A 14,949-nucleotide genomic window follows, 5' to 3' on the forward strand; every position below is an offset into this window, starting at 1 on the left:
GTTGCTGTGTTGGTTCTGAACTGTTCGTCGGTATTGGTGTGAAGTTGCCGAGTGGTGTCCTTGTCAGTGCTCGGGTGAGTGCTCGTCGGGTGCTGAAGGGTGGTCGTGGTCATCGCTGGGTCGCCTCGTGATCGGTCGTCGTCGGGGCGGTCGTAGCCGCCGGGACGGGTGCGGGGTGCTCGCGCAGGGCCTTGAGGACGGTGGCGGCGGTACCGCGGGACACCTGGGCCTCGGCTTCGAGTTCGGAGACGGTCGGGAGTGCTCCGGTGCGAGTGCGCAGCCGGTCGGCGGCGGCCTGGGCGCGCTCGCGCGCGGGGGCTTCCCCGGCCCGCGAAGCGGGCCGTTCAGCCGGGCCGTTCACCGGACGCACGGGCGCCGCGGGGGCCGCGGGAGCGGTCGTCGGTTGAAAGCTGGCCGGGACGATCGGCAGCGGCGCGGTCAACGCGTCGGCCTGAACTCCCGCACCATTGAACGCCGCCGGTTGAACAGCAGCCGTTGAACGGGACGGCGTCACCGACGTCTCGGCGACCCATTGCACCTGCGCGGGCTCGGCCGCCGGGGCCGGGCCGTCGTCGACCTCGTGAGTGGGGTGGGCGGTGAGCAGGTGTAGTAGGTGCGCGGCCAGCGCGGCGGCGATGGCGGGCCAGGCGCCGATGCCGAACCGCAGCGCCGCCGGGACCGTCAGCCCGGCGACCGCGCCTGCGGTCGGGGTGGGGTCGCTGGCGAGGAACACCGCCTGCGCCAGACCCGATAGCCCGGCGGACAGGACGACGACCGACCACGCGTAGCGGCGGGCAGACCCGGTCAGGCGAGCGGTGGCGGTGTAGGCAACCACGGCCAGTCCGTCGGTGATCAGCGGGTAGATCCAGGCGATCCCGGCCGGGACCCGCGCGGCGGCGGCGACCTCGTAGAGCCCGTGCGCCGTCGCCGCGGCGGCGCCCAGCGCGACCACGAGACCGGGCAGCCACAGCACCAGCCGTGGCGTCCCTGCCGCGGGGCGGTCCGTTGGGCGGCTCATCGGGTGCTCGCCCGGGTCGGGCCATCGGCGGCGCGCTGGACGAGCCGGGATGCGACGGCGGTCCAGTCGGTAGCGGCGGCGATGGCGTGCGACGCCTGGCGGGCGGCGGCGCACCGGACCGCGCGGGCAGTGGCGATCTCAGCGGCGAGCCGGGCAGCGATCACCAGCGGGTCCCGCTCGACCAGACAGCCGAGCACGAACACCGCCACCGACGCCCGCTGTACGACCGGAGCCGCCGCCGTCCACTCCTCGGTGCCCAGCAGCGGGACCTCGACGTCACAGGCGGCGGTGATCCACGGCCACAGGGCGGCCTCGACGGCGTCGACGTCGCGCTCGACCGGCAAGCGGGGGTTGGGACTCTGACGGGTGGTCACGGTCGCGCTCCTTCATGAGCGATCGCGCCGGCGGCTCCGGTGCTGGCGGGTTCGGGCGCGGGGTGGTCGCGGTCGGTGGCCCACCGCCCGGCGATCACGGCCAGCTCGTCGGCGGCGGGCACCGTGGGGGCACCGGTGGGGAGCGGGGGTCTGCCGGGGCGGGTCTGGTGGTTCTCCCGCGAGCACGACCCCGCGGCACCCCGGATGCGGCGCACGACGCCGGGCCGTTGGCGGTCGTGCCAGTCCCCCGCCAACCCCACCGACGCGGCCGGGCCCTGGTAGGCGGCCGACCAGGCATGCATGAGCCAGAGCAGCTCCTCGACGACGTCGGGATGCCAGCACCAGCACTCCGGCAACGCCGCGGCGCCGTCGGGGTAGCGCAGGAACACCACCCCCAGCCAGCCCGCCAACCCGTCCAGCAGCTCGGCGGCCTTCTGCGGGTCGGTCGGGGCGAGGAGCCAGGACGGGGCCGGTCCGGCCTGGCGACGTGAGGTCGAGGCGGCCAGAGCGTCGGCGAGCCCGGCGACCAGCGAGGCCAGCTCGTCGACCCGCTCGGGCAGCCCGGTGAGCGGGTTGAGGTCGCGGCGCAGCCCGTCGACGAGCCGGGCAAGCCCAGCCACCGGACCGGCCCAGCCGTCGTCGTCTGATGCCGCCGCGGTGGGCGGCGGGGGCGTTGACACGGTGCGGTCAACGCCGCCCGGCGCGCCCGGCGGGCGGTGCCCGTTCTGGTTGCTCATCGCGTTCTCCTGCAACAGGTATCGAGGGAGCCCGAGGGCGGTCAGCTCGCGCGGCCGGCGGGCCGAACGGACTGGCCCGCGGTGGGCGGCGCTGCCGTCGGGTCGATCGGAACGGCGCTGAACCGGTCGTGCGCGGCGAACGCCCGGCCTTCGGCAAGATCGGCGACGTCCTCGCAGCGCTCCCGCCGCCAACGCCTCCACCGCCGTGCGACCGCAGCGGTGACGGCGAGCCCTGTCGCGACGGCGAGCGTCCACGGCGCGTAGTGGTCCGCGAACCCGACCAGCAGGAGCAACGCGAGTCCGGGCAGCAGGACCCGGGCTGTGCCGGGGCTGCCGTGCTGGGCGGGGAACTGCAGCGGCGGCGGATGTCGGCGGGTCATGCCACACCCCCACGATCAGCCCCGCCGCTGGACTCGGCCTCGCCGCGCGTGTTGTCGGCGGCCAGCGCGTCGACGACGACCAGCCGCGGCCGGCCTGCCGTCGCCGATCCGACAGCCTCGACGGGCTCGGCGTTCGGTCCGGCGGCCAGCGCCGCGACCGCAACCCGCGCAGGCCGACGACGGCCGAGCCGCTGAGCGACCCGCGTCGGAAGGGAACGGCACCAGGCCGCGGTGTGCTCGGCCCGCTGGGCCCAGCCGGGATGGTCCGTCGCGAACCGCTCCCAGCGGACGTCGGGGCGCTGCCACAACATCTGCGCCCTCCCGACCACCGGCGCGATCCCGCGGCGGATCACCAACACCCGACCCGCGGGCAGGTTCGCGATCTGCGCCGGAGACAACACCGCCGTCTTGCGTGAGGTCCGGGCCGTGGTGTGGCCGGTCGGGTCGACCGTGTCGGCCGGCTCGTCCCGGTCCCCGGTCAGGGTGGACCAGAACTGCAGATCGTCACGGTCGCGGGTGCCGCCGAACACCATCACCGCACCCGCGTTGTTCAGAATCGTCGCGGCGTCGTGCGTGCCGTAGCGGGCCAGGAGCTGGGCGCGGGACTGGAACGCGGCGAGGATGTTCACCCCGCGCCCGCCCATGTCTGCCGTCCACGACTCCAGCGGGACCGGGCAGATCAGCGCCGCCTCATCGAGGGCCAGGCGCAACGGCGGGTCGAGCCGCCCACCTGGGCGGGTGGCGGCGATGCGACGGGCCTGCCGGGCGACGTGCCCGGTCAGCGCAGCCACCAGCGGGGCGACCTGAGACTCGTCCCCGCCGACCAGGTAGACGGTGCCGTTGGCGGCCAGCAGCTCCGCCACGTCGAGCCGATGGCGACCGTCCTGGTCGTTGATCCCGGCTGCGGCGCACGCGGCCGGGGAGGTGAGCCAGCCGAGCGCGGGCATGATCGTCGAGGTGATCGACGAGCGGGTGCGGTCGTTCGTCGTGAGGAACTGGCCGAGGTCCAACTCGAACGCAGGCTCCGGACTTCGGCGCAACAGCACGGTGACGTCCTTGGCGGCCGCGGTCGGGTCGGCCAACCACCCGAGAACGTCACGCATCGTCCGGCCACCGAGGGCGGCAGCGTGCAGCAGCGCGGCGAGCACGCGGCGCCCCTGCGCGTCCCAGAACTCCCGATCACCGCTGCCGCCTGCGCGGATCGTCGCGGTGAGCATGTCCGTAGCCCTCTCCGACGCCGTCACCGGATCGACGCAGCCGTCGACCGGGTTGAACGTCACCGTCGAGGCAAGGTGGCCGAGGCCGACCGCGTTGAACACCAGCACTGGCCCCCGTGCCGCGCGTCGGGTGGCGGTGAGGTCGTGCAGGTCGGTGCGGGTCGAGGCGACCAGGACGGCGCCGGGGGCGTCAAGGATCTGCCCGGCCAGCCAGCCGGACTTGCCGGTGCGGGGGCCGCCGAAGATCAGGGTCACGTCCTCGATCGAGGACCACACCCGCACCAGCCCGGTCCGGCACAACCTGACCGCGACCTCAACGACTGGCAGCCGCAGCCGTGCCCGCCAGTCGAGCGCGGCCAGCGACGGCCGCACCGACCCGGCGCGGCGGCGCATCGCGAGCCCGCCCGCGTGCCGGACGATGTCCAGGGTCGAGGCGACGCCGGCCTTGCGGCGCGACCGAGCACCCCACCGGGCCACTGTCGACGACGAGCGGGTCCACCGGTGCCAGCCCACGAGCGCGGCGAGGGCGCCGCCGATCAGCAGGAGCGGGAGCCCGAGGACGGCGAGCAGCGCCCACAGCGGCAGCAGCGACACCACTGCGAACACCGCGCCGAGACGCTTGGCGCCGCGCTTGAACGCGACCATCGCGGCGACGATCGGGGCGGCCACGAGCAGGATCGACCACAGGTTCATCGGTCCACCCCCACCGCAGCCGTGACCGCCTCAACAACCATTCGGGCCTGAGCGCTGTCGATTCGGGAGAACCGGTAGCGGTCCTCCCCCAGGGCGATCGCGAGGTCGAGCACCACGATCTCGGTCGAGGACGCCTTCGCGAACCGTCCGGCGTCGAAGCACGCGCGGGCCTCGGTCCAGTCGATCCAGCACGTCCCGTCGTCGTCGTGCTCGACGCACGTGGTGCGGAACTCGCTGCGCGCCAACCACACCTCCGACGCGATCAGCAGCCCGACCGCCGCATTCACGTGGTCGTCATGGCTGCGGGCCCAACGGCGCAATCCGACCGCCGCCGCGGTCGCCGATCCCGGCCCGCTCATCGGGTCACCGCCACAGGACCGTCGCCGGTGACCTCGGCCGCGTGCTCGGTGCTGTAGTTGACGCCGATGTGGCTGATCCGCGACCAGAATGCGTTGACCACCCGATCCGCCTCCCGGGCGCGGACGGCCAGCTCGTGCATGTCCGCGGCCGCGGCGTACAGGCGCTCGTACGGGTCGACGACCCGGGAGTCGTCGTAGACCGGCCGGTCGTCGCCGTAGTGCTCGACCTGCCGGGCCAGGACCTCGGCCAGCGCGGCGACCGCGGCCAGGGTGTCGACCAGCTCGGCGGCGATCGCGTAGAAGTCGGTGTGTTCCGGGTCGGCGGTGCCCTGGGCGTGGACGACCGCCCGCCACGCCTGCGCGCCGGCCTCGGCCTGACGCACCGCCGGGCGGTCGTCGACGTCCTGGCCGTCGTTGTCGTAGTGGCTGCTCATCGTGGTCATCTACCCTCGGTTTCCTTCCGGTGACTTGTTGCCTGCCAGGGCCTCACGTGCTGCGAAGATCCGGAGGGGAGTACCGGTTGCCGCCGGGCTCCCCTCCCCCACACCCACCCGTGCCGCGCGAGCGGCCGTGGGGTTGTCGAGCCCGCCGCGGCGGCGCAGCCTCGCCCGCTCGTCCGGGGTCAGGCCGCCCGCGATCCCGTCCGGCAGCGCCGCCAGGGCGTAGTCCAGGCACCGGCGCCAGACCGGGCAGCCCGCGCACACCCGTTTCGCCGCGACAACCTGCGCCTCGTACAGCGGGCCGTCTTCGGCCGTCGGGAAGAACAGCTCCGGGTCGACCCGCGCGCAGAGCGCGTCCGCACGCCAGTCTCGGTCGATGTCGTAGGCGGCGGTCATCCCACAGCCCCCGATCCCGCGGACGCCTCGCGCTCGTGGTTCAGCGCCGGGGCCGTCGAGTGATCGACCGTCGACAGAAACGACGAGACCGCCTCGGGCAGCCCCTGCCCCGCGGGCGTGGCCACGAACAGCACCAGCGCGACGAGGGAGAACACCACGGCCCCGGCCGCGACGCGCGCCTTCGCGCAGATCAGCGCACCCACAACCGCGAATAGGATCAGCACCCCGACGCTCACCTGAGGCCCCCGGAGACGTTGGCACCCTTCGCCGTCGTTGACACCGCGTTGTCACCGGCGGCGCCGTCCAGCAACTGCTCGACGGCCTTCGCCGCGATCACGTAGCGACCGTGTCGGCCGCCGAGGCCCATGCGGACCGCGGGGAACGCCTCGGCCTGGATCAGGCGGTAGAGGTACTCCTGCGAGATGCTCAGGAGCGCCGCTGCCTCGGGAACGGTGTATGTCGGCACCCCGTTCGCACGCTTGCGGATCGCACGATCCAGCGCCGACGATCGCTCCGCGGATCGGGTCGGCTGCCCGACCTGCATCTGGTTGCTCTGACTGCTCACGCTGCATATCCCTTCTCGATCTGCAAACTGTGTCTCACAGTGCACTATGCCTCATAGTGCGTCAAGTGTTCCTCGCCGAAGCGCCGCACGGCATGCTGTCCGTGGACGGGTCGCTAACGTCCCGTCGCCTCGGAAGGAGTTGTGCGCGTTGGCCGACTGGACTCGTGGAGAACCGGCCTACCTACAGGTCGCCGAGGACCTGCGACAGAAGATCCGGGGCGGACAGCTTCAGCCCGGCGAACAGCTCCCGTCGTACTCAGCCCTGATGCGCGACTACGACGTCTCGATCACCGTCGCGCGATCCGCCGTCGGCGAGCTGCGAGCGGAAGGCCTCGTGTCGACGCACCAAGGCAAGGGAGCCTTCGTACTCGAGGGAGCTTCTGAGGCCGCCGTCCCCCGTGACGCAGTGATCGCATCCCTCCGGCGCGACCTCGACGCCCTCACGGCCCGGGTCGCGCGCCTTGAGAGCGAGCGAGCCGATCCGTCGTAACTCGTTCTGTCGACTTTCTCCGTTCATGCCACAACTGTCGTCCAGAGCAGGGAAGATCAACAGACGACAGCGGGGACAGCCACGGACACCGTCCGGTGTCACGGGACACGGGGGACATCAGGCATGGACACAGGGACATCGAGCGCCCGAGTGCCCAACCGCGTCCTCCTGGAGCTCCGTGCCTCGCGAACCTGGGGTCGGCCCCGACTAGCCCGCGAACTGCACCTCTACTGCGGCGCCCGCGGATGGAGCTCGCCCGGTGAAGCGAACATCGAGAAACAGATCTACCGGCTGGAGACAGGCCGGGTCCGACGGCCGGATGACTTCTACGCCACCCTCATCGCCGAGTTCTTCGAGCGGCCGACCGCCGAACTGTTCGGGCCTTCCGACTCCGCGACATCGAGCGGAAGCACCTACCGACTCCGCAGCCACAAGTTCGTTCCGCTCTACGTAGGCGCCGAAGCGGTCGCCGGCCTTTCGCGCGCACCCGCCCGGGCCGAGGCCCAGGATGACTGGCTGGGCGCAGAGCAGGTCTCAGACCTCGCCGTACCGAACACCCGGGCGCTGTGCTGGCCATTCGGCGTCGTCATGTTCCACCTCGTCGAGGAGATCGAGCCCGATTCCGTTGCATCCGTGGCGGTGTGGCGCCGCCACTCCTACGAGGAAAACATGCACCGCGCGAACCAGGCGGTCGCGGACTCGGGTATCGACGTCCTCGGCGACCCCTACGTCCTGAGCGCCTACTGGGTGGACAGCACGCCACTCGACGGACTGCAGCACGAAACTGGGCTCCGCCTGCTCTGCGTCCCGCGCGTGCTCGTCAGCCGCCACGAACAGGGCACCGCGGAGGAGAAGCTCGCGCGGGCCTCCGTCGTCGAGCAGGCCTTCCTCCGCGACGGATTCGACCACCCCGACATCTGCGACTTCGGCGTCCGCGCTATCGCGACCGCCTACGCCTCGTGGTCCGGCGTCGTCTACGCACCACTCGCGCCCGAACAGTGCCTCGCGGAGGGCGAACTCATCGCCTGCGAGCTGTCCGTCCAGGCCGCGTGGGCCTACGCCGACTACATCCGCCGCGTCGTGGAGGCCGGCGCCGATCCTGACGTGCCGCCGGAGTTCGGCTGGCGCTATCTCCGCGGCATCCGCTCCAGGCTCACGACCGAGCGCCCGCAGGAGACCTCCCAGCACCGCGCCATGCGGGAGGCGATCGTCAACACCAGTGGCCTGATCCGCAGACTGGACCAGGCCATCGACAGCCTTCGAGACTGCGACAGGCGGTAGCAGGTGCCAGAGATCAACCCCGTCCTCGTCGTCGTCGACGTGCAGAACGGCTTCATCACCGAGCACTCGCAGCACGTGGTGCCGGTCATTGCCCGCCTCGTCCAGCAGTGGCTCGACGCCGGCCGCGACGTGGTGTTCACGCGGTACCTCAACTACGACGACAGCCCCTTTGAGCGCGTGATGGGATGGTCAAAACTCAAGGAGTCACCCGAGATCGACGTAGTCGACGACTTGGAGGACCTCACTCACAAGGTGACCGCTGTCATCGACAAGAGAATCTACTCGCTGTTCAACGACGAGGGCATTGCGCTTGCCGTGTCGCGTCGATGGACGGACATGTTCGTATGCGGGATCGACACGGAGGTGTGCGTACTTAAGACAGCGGTTGACGCCTTCGAGCACGGAATCCGAGCCTGGCTGATAACTGACGCGTCGGCGAGCCACTCCGGAGACCCAGCCCACCGCGCAGGTGTGCTCGTGGCGGAAAAGATGATCGGGCGACGCCAGACGATCACCACTGCCGATGTCGAGCGGAGTATCGCCACACCATAGGTGTCCATGTCCCCTTGCAGCTCATCCCTGCCGTCCTCGCGCAGGACGAAACAGGAGGAGCACACCGCCGTTCTTGGACTGAGCGCCGTCATACGCCATGTCCACGAGCGCCCAGCCCGCAGATTCGATAGCTTCGATCACCTCAGCAACACCTGAGACCGGTCCGCTGAGCCCCAAGGAAGTCGCAGGCACATTCTGCCGATACAGGAGAACTCGACGCCCTTCGGACATTGCTTGCGTAGCGTGCTGAAGTGCTGTATTCGCCTTTGCTTCCTTAATGAGTCCCACGTGCCGCCCGTTCTCTATCGCGAGTTGATCACCTCAGGATAGAGAACGAGAGCTAGGGTCCGACCGGGGGTGGGCCAGTTAGGGATTCTCACCGACGTTCATCCTCGAAATGTCGGGACTGAGGATCACCTTGGTCGACGGCACAACATGCACGACCCAGTCCACTCCTTCGCGCGCCGTGGCAAGAACCTGCTCGTGTCCGGGACACACCCAAACCTCGATGCGACGACCACGGCCCGTCGAACCCACGATCGACGCGCCCTCCACGATGCAGCCGTCAACATTGCAATTCGGGCTCCGCCGACGCGGACCGCGAGTCGTCCGGCGAGTTTCAGCGAACGCCTCGGCCTGTCGGCGGTGCCACCACCCCGTCACAAAAGGGGCCGGAAAGACGTGCGCAAGTCCCGCCGAGACCGCGCGGGCCCGCGCAGACTCAAGCTCGTACAACCGCTGAGGTGAAAGTCCGCACATCCCTGCGAACTCTTTCGTATCGACGAGGTCGGGGGACGGGGGCTCCTCTGGCATCGAGGTCGTCAAGACGAAATCTTCGGGCGCGGCCGGATATGCGACGAGCCCATTGGACTCCGCAGCCGCATGCAAGGCATCAATGAAGGCCGGGGGCACCGGTATCGGGGGTGCCGGATCAACACCACCAACCACAACACTGACCAGCCGGTAACTGTCGGTCCGACCCATGAGGATCAGATCGTGGCCGACCGCCGCGGCCGTCTGGCGCGCAATGCGCTCGGCGATGTCATAACTGGCTGGCGGGCTCACTCGCACCGCTAGCCGGAGGAACCAGACGTACTCGGTCGCAGCCATGGTCGAAGGTTACCAAGATTTACACGGAAACAGCTACCCAGAGTGTCACGGAAACCGCGGCCAGCGCAGCACGGCGCCGCTGCCGACACGGCTCACCTCCGTCGCATACGGCTCCCAAGCACATCCGCAGCCTGCTGATCCGCCTCGGCCACCCACGCTGCGTAGACGCGCAGAGTGGTCGCTCCACCGCCCCCGTGCCCAAGTCGCCCCGCGACCGTCCGCAGGTCGACGCCAGCGGTCAGCAGCTCCGTGGCCGAGTAGTGCCGCAGCGCGTGGAGGTGACTGTCAATCCCAAGCGTCGTGCACATGCGGCCGTAGCGATGCGTCACGGCACTCGGATCAGCCGGGCCGTCGTGAAGAGGCCTGTGCGAGAACAGATACGTCGACGCCGTTAGCTCCTGGTCGACGAGGGCGAGCTGCGCCTCGACCCGCTGTCGGTGCTCGCCGAGCACCTCGACCGTCGCAGCGTCGAGGGAGATGCGCCGCATCTGGTGGGTCTTGGTGTCCTTCTCCAGGCCGCGCCCGCCCGTACGCACGTAGCTCCGACGGATGGTGAGCTTGCCTTCGGCGAGGTCCACGTCCGACCAGCGCAGCGCGACCAGCTCGGCGCGACGCATCCCAGTGACCATGACCAGCCAGACGAGCGTTCCCCACGAATCGTCTTCGGCCCAAGCCGCCTCGACGATGCGGGCCGCCTCTGTCGAGGTCGGCGGCTCCGGCTGGGGCGCGCGCTGCCGCGGCTTCTTCGCCACCTCGGCGGGGTTGCTGCGAATCCACTCCCACCGCACCGCGGCCGCCAGCGCCGCGCTGAGGATCCAGTGGACCTGCCGGATCGACGACGCCGACATCGGCGTGCAGTGGTGCGGCGGGCACTCGACGACGACGCATCCAGCGGCCTCGCAGTCGTGCGGGGGCTTCCCCGGCCGACCCGGCTTGCGCTTGTGCCGGACCTCCCGGCACTCGTGCGGAACGGTCGTGCGGTGGTCGACGACCGGCTCGCCGTCTTTGCAGCGGTGGCGGCACCGCCGCAGGTCGGCGTACAGCTCCTCCAGCACCTGCGCCGTGACCTTGCCGATGGCCACATTGCCGAGGGCGGGCTCGATCGTCCGACGGATGTAGCCGCGGTAGCCATCGAGCGTCGACTCCTCGGCCTCGTGCGTCCGGAGCCACGACTCCAGCGTCTTCCCGAGCGTCGCCCGGGTACGCACGTTTCGCTGGTCGTCGACCTGGGCGACGAAGCGCCGGCGGATGCGCTCGGCCTCGCGCTCGTCGGTCGTCGAGTCGGTCAGGTAGAGGCGCTTCCCGGTGACCGGATCCTGCCCGGCGTAGACGACCACCTGGTAGGAGCCGCCGCGCTGCCTGATCGTCCCGCGCTGGCGCTTCGGAGCCGACGGAGCCATGACCGCATCCTAGCCGCAGTCATTCCCGCAGTCAGAGGCTTGATCAAAGTCGCGGCGATCTTACATTTTCGCAGTTCAGAGGTAGTGGGCCCCCGGGGGATCGAACCCCGAACCCGCGGATTAAAAGTCCGCTGCTCTGCCGGTTGAGCTAGAGGCCCCGTGGGCGCCGCAACGCCCACGTCAGACTACGACCTGCCGTCCACCCGCATCTCGGCCCCACCGGTGTCCGCGGGTGACCTTCGTCGCGCCGACACCCCCACCTGCCGTCGGTCACGGTGCGTCATCGGCGATCCTGCTCCGATGCGCGCATTGCGGACTTCCGCGACGTTCCTAATCGCTGCCCTCCTGCTCGTCGGCTGCTCGAACTCAGAACAGCCGTCGGACGCGCCCGCCGCCCCGGCGAACGCCCAGACCCGCGCGGTGGATGTCACCAAGGAGTTCTCCGCCTCCGACACCTCCGCGATCACGTACAAGCCCGATCTCGTGCCGGTGGGTTCCTCGGTGGCGGTGTCGTCGCGCTCGGGGGGTGGGTCGTCGACGGTCACGCTGACGGTCACGGGTCTGCTGCCCGACCACCATTACGGCGCGCACGCCCACACGAAGCCCTGCGGCGCAGCGGCCGCCGACTCCGGGCCGCACTTCCAGAACGAGAAGGACCCGGTGACGCCGAGCGTGGACCCGGCGTTCGCCAACCCGCAGAACGAGATCTGGCTCGACCTGTCGACGGGTGGGTCGGGCGCTGCCTCGGCGACGTCGACGGTGGCGTGGGACTTCACCGACGCGGCGGCGCCGAAGTCGGTGGTGGTGCACGCGAACCACACGTCGATGGAGCCGGGGAAGGCGGGCACGGCGGGTGACCGGCTGGCCTGCGTGAACGTCGGCTTCTAGACGGAGGACAATCGGCCGGGTGAGTGTGCAGGACCTCGTCGCCCGCCCGGCGACCGCGACGGCAGCACCGGCCCCGACGCCGGTGCTGCCGCCGCTGCGTATCGGGAAGTTCTCCGTCGACACCCCGGTGGTGCTGGCACCGATGGCCGGGATCACCAACCCCGGTTTCCGGCGGCTGTGCCGCGAGCAGGGCGCGGGCTACTACGTGTGCGAGATGATCACGTCGCGCGGCCTGGTGGAGCGCAACCCGTTGACGTTCCGCATGATCGCTTTCGACGCCGACGAGCACCCGCGGTCGATGCAGCTCTATGGCGTCGACCCGGCGACGATCGGGGCGGCGGTGCGGGTCATCGCCGAGCGCGACCTGGCCGATCACCTGGACCTGAACTTCGGCTGTCCCGTCCCCAAGGTGACGCGCAAGGGCGGCGGGGCGGCGTTGCCGTACAAGGTGCGGCTGTTCGAGCGGATCGTGCGCGCGGCGGTGGACAACGCCGCGCCGGCGGGCATCCCGGTGACGGTGAAGATGCGCATCGGTATCGACGACGAGCACCACACGTTCCTCGAGGCGGCCCGGATCGCGCGGGACTGCGGGGTGTCGGCGGTCGCGCTGCACGCGCGCACGGCGGCGCAGCGCTACTCGGGCACGGCGGACTGGTCGATGATCTCCCGGTTGCGCGACGCGATGCCCGCTGAGCTGCCCGTGCTGGGCAACGGCGACATCTTCTCCGCCGACGACGCGCTCGCGATGGTGTCGCAGACGGGGTGCGACGGTGTCGTGATCGGGCGTGGCTGCCTGGGCAGGCCGTGGCTGTTCGCCGACCTGGAGGCGGCGTTCGCGGGCCGACCGTTGCCGGCGCCGCCGAACCTGGGCACGGTCGCGGCGACCATCCGCCGGCACGCGGTGCTGCTGTGCGAGCACATGGGCGACCACAAGGGCATCCGCGACGTCCGCAAGCACATCGCCTGGTACCTGAAGGGCTTCCCGGTGGGCGGGGACGTCCGGAAGCGGCTGGGCATGGTGGCGAGCATCGACGAGCTCGACGAGCTGCTGGCGATGCTCGACCACGACGAGCCGTTCCCGGCGGACGCGGAGGGGCCGCGCGGGCGGCAGGGGTCGCCGGGGCGTGTCGTGCTCCCGGAGCACTGGCTCGACGACCCGTGCGACCCGTCGGTCCCGTTCGGCGCGGAACTGGATCATTCCGGCGGGTGATCGCCTCTACGGCCGGTGCCGGTGTCCTCGCCCGGTCGTGTGGAGTCGGGCGCGAACGGGTTGTGCAGGCCCGGAAACCTCAAGGGTCACACCTGTCACGACGAGACAATCGGCATGGTGACGGGGGTGATGACGTGAGCGACGCGACCGTGACGGCGGGGCCGACGCCGATCGGTGACGTCGAGTCGACCCCTGCCGCGGCTGCGGCCCGCGCCGCGCGGCACACCGCGGAGGCCGAGAAGCTGGCCGCGCAGGGCCTGTGGGAGCAGGCGTACACGCATCTGCGGGCGGCGGTCCGCCTGCACCACCTGGCGGGCAGCGCGACGGCGGCGCCCGACGAGCTGGACCGGTTGCGCCGCGAGCACGCCGAGGCCCGGGAGCAGAGCCGCCGCGACAGCCTGACGGCGAGCTACAACCGTCGCTATCTCGACGAGCGGCTCGACGCGCTGCTCACCGAACTCGCCGACCTGGGCGACGACACGGTCCGCACCGCAGGTATCTGCGTGGCGCTGGCCGACATCGACCATTTCAAACTGGTCAACGACACCCACGGCCATCTGCTGGGCGACCGGGTGCTGCAGCGCATGGTCTCCGAGCTCGACGCGGCGCTGCCCGACGGCGCGTTCTGCGCCCGCTACGGCGGTGAGGAGTTCGCGCTCGTCATGCCGGGCCGGGTGCTGGCCGACGCGGTGCGCTGGTGCGAGGCGGCCCGGGAGCGGGTCGCGCAGCATCCGTGGCACGAGCTGCACGGCGACCTCCGGGTCACGGTGAGCATCGGCGTCGCGTATTCCGACAGCCGGCCCACCGACGTCGAGCGGCTCATCGGTGCCGCCGACGCGCACCTGTACACGGCGAAGCAGGCGGGCCGCAACGCCGTCGCGTACCGGTCGGAGCGCACCGGGTTGGTGCGGCTGGCGGGTCCGGCGTCGCGGCGGCGGTCCATCCCGCAGCCGGTCCGCACCACTGGCTGATCCCGCCCCCGGGCGGTCGTGGGGAGTCGGCTCCGTAAACTCGGGCGGACGCGGGGGCGGATCGTTCGGTCGAACACGGCCGGGTCCGCCCTTTCGCGTCTGGCCGAGGAGGTGACCGTGCCGAACGGGTCGGACCGTCCGCGAGATCCCTCGGCCCGCCGCCGCCCGCGTACTCCTCTAGAGCCGGGTTCCCCCGAAGCGCGTGACGGGGGCGCCGCTGATCGGCGTAGGCGAGACCCCCGTGCGGAGGAGCCGGCCCCGCGCACGTCGGTGCTGCCGGTGGTCGGCCGCGGTGTGCGGCGCGGTGATCCCGTCACGGAGCAGTTCACGCGGCTGCACCCGCGGGTCGACGACTCGGCCGCCGCTCCGAGCCCGCCCCCGGCTCGCGACGAGGCCCGTGACGGTCCGCCGACGACGTCGATCCGGCCGACGACGCCGCCGACCGCCGCCATCCCGACGACCGCCATCCCGACGGTCCCGCCTCCCCCGGGCGGGCCGCCGGCCGGCCCGGGCCGCACCGCGCCTCCCTCGGCCGACCCGCCGGAGCGCCCAGGGTCGGCGGCGGGCCCCGGTTCACCGCACGGACCTGTGTCTCCGCAGGTTCCCGGCCCGTCAGGGGTTCCCGGCCCGTCAGGGGTTCCCGGCCCGTCAGGAGGTCCCGGCCCGTCAGGAGGTCCCGGCCCGGCAGGCGGTCCCGGCCCGTCAGGCGGTCCCGGCCCGTCAGGAGGTCCCGGCCCGGCAAGGGGCCCTGGTTCGTCAGGCGGTCCCGGTTCGTCGCGGGGCGGTGGTGCGCCGACGGCAGCCACCTCGGCGGCCCCCCGTTCGCCGGCGACGGACGACGTCCCGAGCGGGCGCCCGGGCCCGGAAC

18 protein-coding genes and 1 tRNA gene are annotated in these 14,949 nt (G+C 71.4%); 6 read left to right on the forward strand and 13 right to left on the reverse strand.

The genetic code is table 11. From position 1 onward, the window contains the following. Nucleotides 1–109: 109 nt before the first annotated feature. Genes AB7F12_RS06825 through AB7F12_RS06870 form a run of 10 tightly spaced genes read right to left on the reverse strand, consistent with a single transcriptional unit; the run spans nt 110 to nt 6,179 of the window. Nucleotides 110–1,018, reverse strand: coding sequence for a hypothetical protein (locus tag AB7F12_RS06825; RefSeq protein WP_428497645.1), 909 nt, complete (start codon nt 1,016–1,018; stop codon nt 110–112). Next, nucleotides 1,015–1,392 (reverse strand): hypothetical protein, encoded by a 378-nt coding sequence (locus AB7F12_RS06830; RefSeq protein ID WP_428497646.1) that lies wholly within the window; start codon nt 1,390–1,392, stop codon nt 1,015–1,017. The genes AB7F12_RS06825 and AB7F12_RS06830 overlap by 4 nt, the downstream gene beginning before the upstream one ends. Then, on the reverse strand, nt 1,389–2,129 hold the full coding sequence (locus tag AB7F12_RS06835) for a hypothetical protein (RefSeq protein WP_428497647.1): 741 nt from the start codon (nt 2,127–2,129) through the stop codon (nt 1,389–1,391). Before AB7F12_RS06835 ends, AB7F12_RS06830 begins: the two co-directional genes overlap by 4 nt. 41 nt (nt 2,130–2,170) lie before the next feature. Further along, nucleotides 2,171–2,509 carry a hypothetical protein gene (locus AB7F12_RS06840; protein ID WP_428497648.1) on the reverse strand — a complete coding sequence of 113 codons (339 nt, stop codon included), beginning with the start codon at nt 2,507–2,509 and terminating at the stop codon, nt 2,171–2,173. Beyond that, the gene (locus AB7F12_RS06845; RefSeq protein ID WP_428497649.1) at nt 2,506–4,419 is read right to left on the reverse strand and encodes a type IV secretory system conjugative DNA transfer family protein; all 1,914 of its coding nucleotides are present in this window, start codon (nt 4,417–4,419) and stop codon (nt 2,506–2,508) included. The genes AB7F12_RS06840 and AB7F12_RS06845 overlap by 4 nt, the downstream gene beginning before the upstream one ends. Further along, nucleotides 4,416–4,778, reverse strand: coding sequence for a hypothetical protein (locus tag AB7F12_RS06850; RefSeq protein ID WP_428497650.1), 363 nt, complete (start codon nt 4,776–4,778; stop codon nt 4,416–4,418). Before AB7F12_RS06850 ends, AB7F12_RS06845 begins: the two co-directional genes overlap by 4 nt. Next, a complete protein-coding gene (locus tag AB7F12_RS06855; protein WP_428497651.1) occupies nt 4,775–5,221 on the reverse strand; it encodes a hypothetical protein in 447 nt (148 codons plus the stop codon). Before AB7F12_RS06855 ends, AB7F12_RS06850 begins: the two co-directional genes overlap by 4 nt. Continuing rightward, on the reverse strand, nt 5,222–5,614 hold the full coding sequence (locus AB7F12_RS06860; RefSeq protein ID WP_428497652.1) for a WhiB family transcriptional regulator: 393 nt from the start codon (nt 5,612–5,614) through the stop codon (nt 5,222–5,224). Next, nucleotides 5,611–5,850 carry a hypothetical protein gene (locus tag AB7F12_RS06865; protein ID WP_428497653.1) on the reverse strand — a complete coding sequence of 80 codons (240 nt, stop codon included), beginning with the start codon at nt 5,848–5,850 and terminating at the stop codon, nt 5,611–5,613. The genes AB7F12_RS06860 and AB7F12_RS06865 overlap by 4 nt, the downstream gene beginning before the upstream one ends. Beyond that, nucleotides 5,847–6,179 carry a helix-turn-helix domain-containing protein gene (locus AB7F12_RS06870; RefSeq protein ID WP_428497654.1) on the reverse strand — a complete coding sequence of 111 codons (333 nt, stop codon included), beginning with the start codon at nt 6,177–6,179 and terminating at the stop codon, nt 5,847–5,849. Before AB7F12_RS06870 ends, AB7F12_RS06865 begins: the two co-directional genes overlap by 4 nt. Nucleotides 6,180–6,225: 46 nt before the next feature. Here AB7F12_RS06870 and AB7F12_RS06875 point away from each other — a divergent pair, with 46 nt between their 5' ends. The 3 genes from AB7F12_RS06875 (at nt 6,226) to AB7F12_RS06885 (ending at nt 8,502) form a co-directional block, all read left to right on the forward strand. Continuing rightward, entirely contained in the window at nt 6,226–6,669 is a 444-nt protein-coding gene (locus AB7F12_RS06875) for a winged helix-turn-helix domain-containing protein (protein WP_428517886.1), read from the forward strand. A gap of 150 nt (nt 6,670–6,819) precedes the next feature. After that, nucleotides 6,820–7,950: a hypothetical protein gene (locus AB7F12_RS06880; RefSeq protein ID WP_428497656.1), complete on the forward strand. Its 1,131-nt coding sequence runs from the start codon at nt 6,820–6,822 to the stop codon at nt 7,948–7,950. Between the two features lie 3 nt (nt 7,951–7,953). Then, nucleotides 7,954–8,502: an isochorismatase family cysteine hydrolase gene (locus AB7F12_RS06885; RefSeq protein WP_428497657.1), complete on the forward strand. Its 549-nt coding sequence runs from the start codon at nt 7,954–7,956 to the stop codon at nt 8,500–8,502. 366 nt (nt 8,503–8,868) lie between these two features. On the opposite strand, the gene AB7F12_RS06890 is transcribed toward AB7F12_RS06885, so the two are convergent. From AB7F12_RS06890 to AB7F12_RS06900, 3 genes are all read right to left on the reverse strand, one after another. Beyond that, a complete protein-coding gene (locus AB7F12_RS06890; RefSeq protein ID WP_428497658.1) occupies nt 8,869–9,612 on the reverse strand; it encodes a hypothetical protein in 744 nt (247 codons plus the stop codon). A gap of 92 nt (nt 9,613–9,704) precedes the next feature. Continuing rightward, complete coding sequence (locus AB7F12_RS06895) at nt 9,705–10,949, reverse strand: tyrosine-type recombinase/integrase (RefSeq protein WP_428497659.1); 1,245 nt, start codon at nt 10,947–10,949, stop codon at nt 9,705–9,707. 148 nt (nt 10,950–11,097) lie between these two features. Next, nucleotides 11,098–11,170 (reverse strand) — tRNA-Lys (locus AB7F12_RS06900). Between the two features lie 142 nt (nt 11,171–11,312). On the opposite strand from AB7F12_RS06900, the gene AB7F12_RS06905 reads away from it, so the two are divergent. From AB7F12_RS06905 to AB7F12_RS06915, 3 genes are all read left to right on the forward strand, one after another. Further along, a complete protein-coding gene (locus AB7F12_RS06905; protein ID WP_428497660.1) occupies nt 11,313–11,900 on the forward strand; it encodes a superoxide dismutase family protein in 588 nt (195 codons plus the stop codon). 19 nt (nt 11,901–11,919) lie between these two features. Continuing rightward, nucleotides 11,920–13,110 (forward strand): tRNA dihydrouridine synthase DusB, encoded by a 1,191-nt coding sequence (gene dusB, locus AB7F12_RS06910; protein WP_428497661.1) that lies wholly within the window; start codon nt 11,920–11,922, stop codon nt 13,108–13,110. A gap of 134 nt (nt 13,111–13,244) precedes the next feature. Further along, on the forward strand, nt 13,245–14,081 hold the full coding sequence (locus tag AB7F12_RS06915) for a GGDEF domain-containing protein (protein ID WP_428497662.1): 837 nt from the start codon (nt 13,245–13,247) through the stop codon (nt 14,079–14,081). The last annotated feature ends 868 nt before the right edge of the window (nt 14,082–14,949 follow it).

The organism is Pseudonocardia sp. (assembly GCF_050250275.1).
GTDB lineage: Bacteria > Actinomycetota > Actinomycetes > Mycobacteriales > Pseudonocardiaceae > Pseudonocardia.

What these genes read in the sequence shown, in the direction of transcription:
- AB7F12_RS06825 (WP_428497645.1), bottom strand. Translation starts at nt 1,018, where the DNA reads ATGAGCCGCCCAACGGACCGCCCCGCGGCAGGGACGCCACGGCTGGTG.
- AB7F12_RS06835 (WP_428497647.1), bottom strand. Translation starts at nt 2,129, where the DNA reads ATGAGCAACCAGAACGGGCACCGCCCGCCGGGCGCGCCGGGCGGCGTT.
- AB7F12_RS06840 (WP_428497648.1), bottom strand. Translation starts at nt 2,509, where the DNA reads ATGACCCGCCGACATCCGCCGCCGCTGCAGTTCCCCGCCCAGCACGGC.
- AB7F12_RS06845 (WP_428497649.1), bottom strand. Translation starts at nt 4,419, where the DNA reads ATGAACCTGTGGTCGATCCTGCTCGTGGCCGCCCCGATCGTCGCCGCG.
- AB7F12_RS06850 (WP_428497650.1), bottom strand. Translation starts at nt 4,778, where the DNA reads ATGAGCGGGCCGGGATCGGCGACCGCGGCGGCGGTCGGATTGCGCCGT.
- AB7F12_RS06855 (WP_428497651.1), bottom strand. Translation starts at nt 5,221, where the DNA reads ATGACCACGATGAGCAGCCACTACGACAACGACGGCCAGGACGTCGAC.
- AB7F12_RS06860 (WP_428497652.1), bottom strand. Translation starts at nt 5,614, where the DNA reads ATGACCGCCGCCTACGACATCGACCGAGACTGGCGTGCGGACGCGCTC.
- AB7F12_RS06875 (WP_428517886.1), top strand. Translation starts at nt 6,226, where the DNA reads ATGCCTCATAGTGCGTCAAGTGTTCCTCGCCGAAGCGCCGCACGGCAT.
- AB7F12_RS06890 (WP_428497658.1), bottom strand. Translation starts at nt 9,612, where the DNA reads ATGGCTGCGACCGAGTACGTCTGGTTCCTCCGGCTAGCGGTGCGAGTG.
- AB7F12_RS06905 (WP_428497660.1), top strand. Translation starts at nt 11,313, where the DNA reads ATGCGCGCATTGCGGACTTCCGCGACGTTCCTAATCGCTGCCCTCCTG.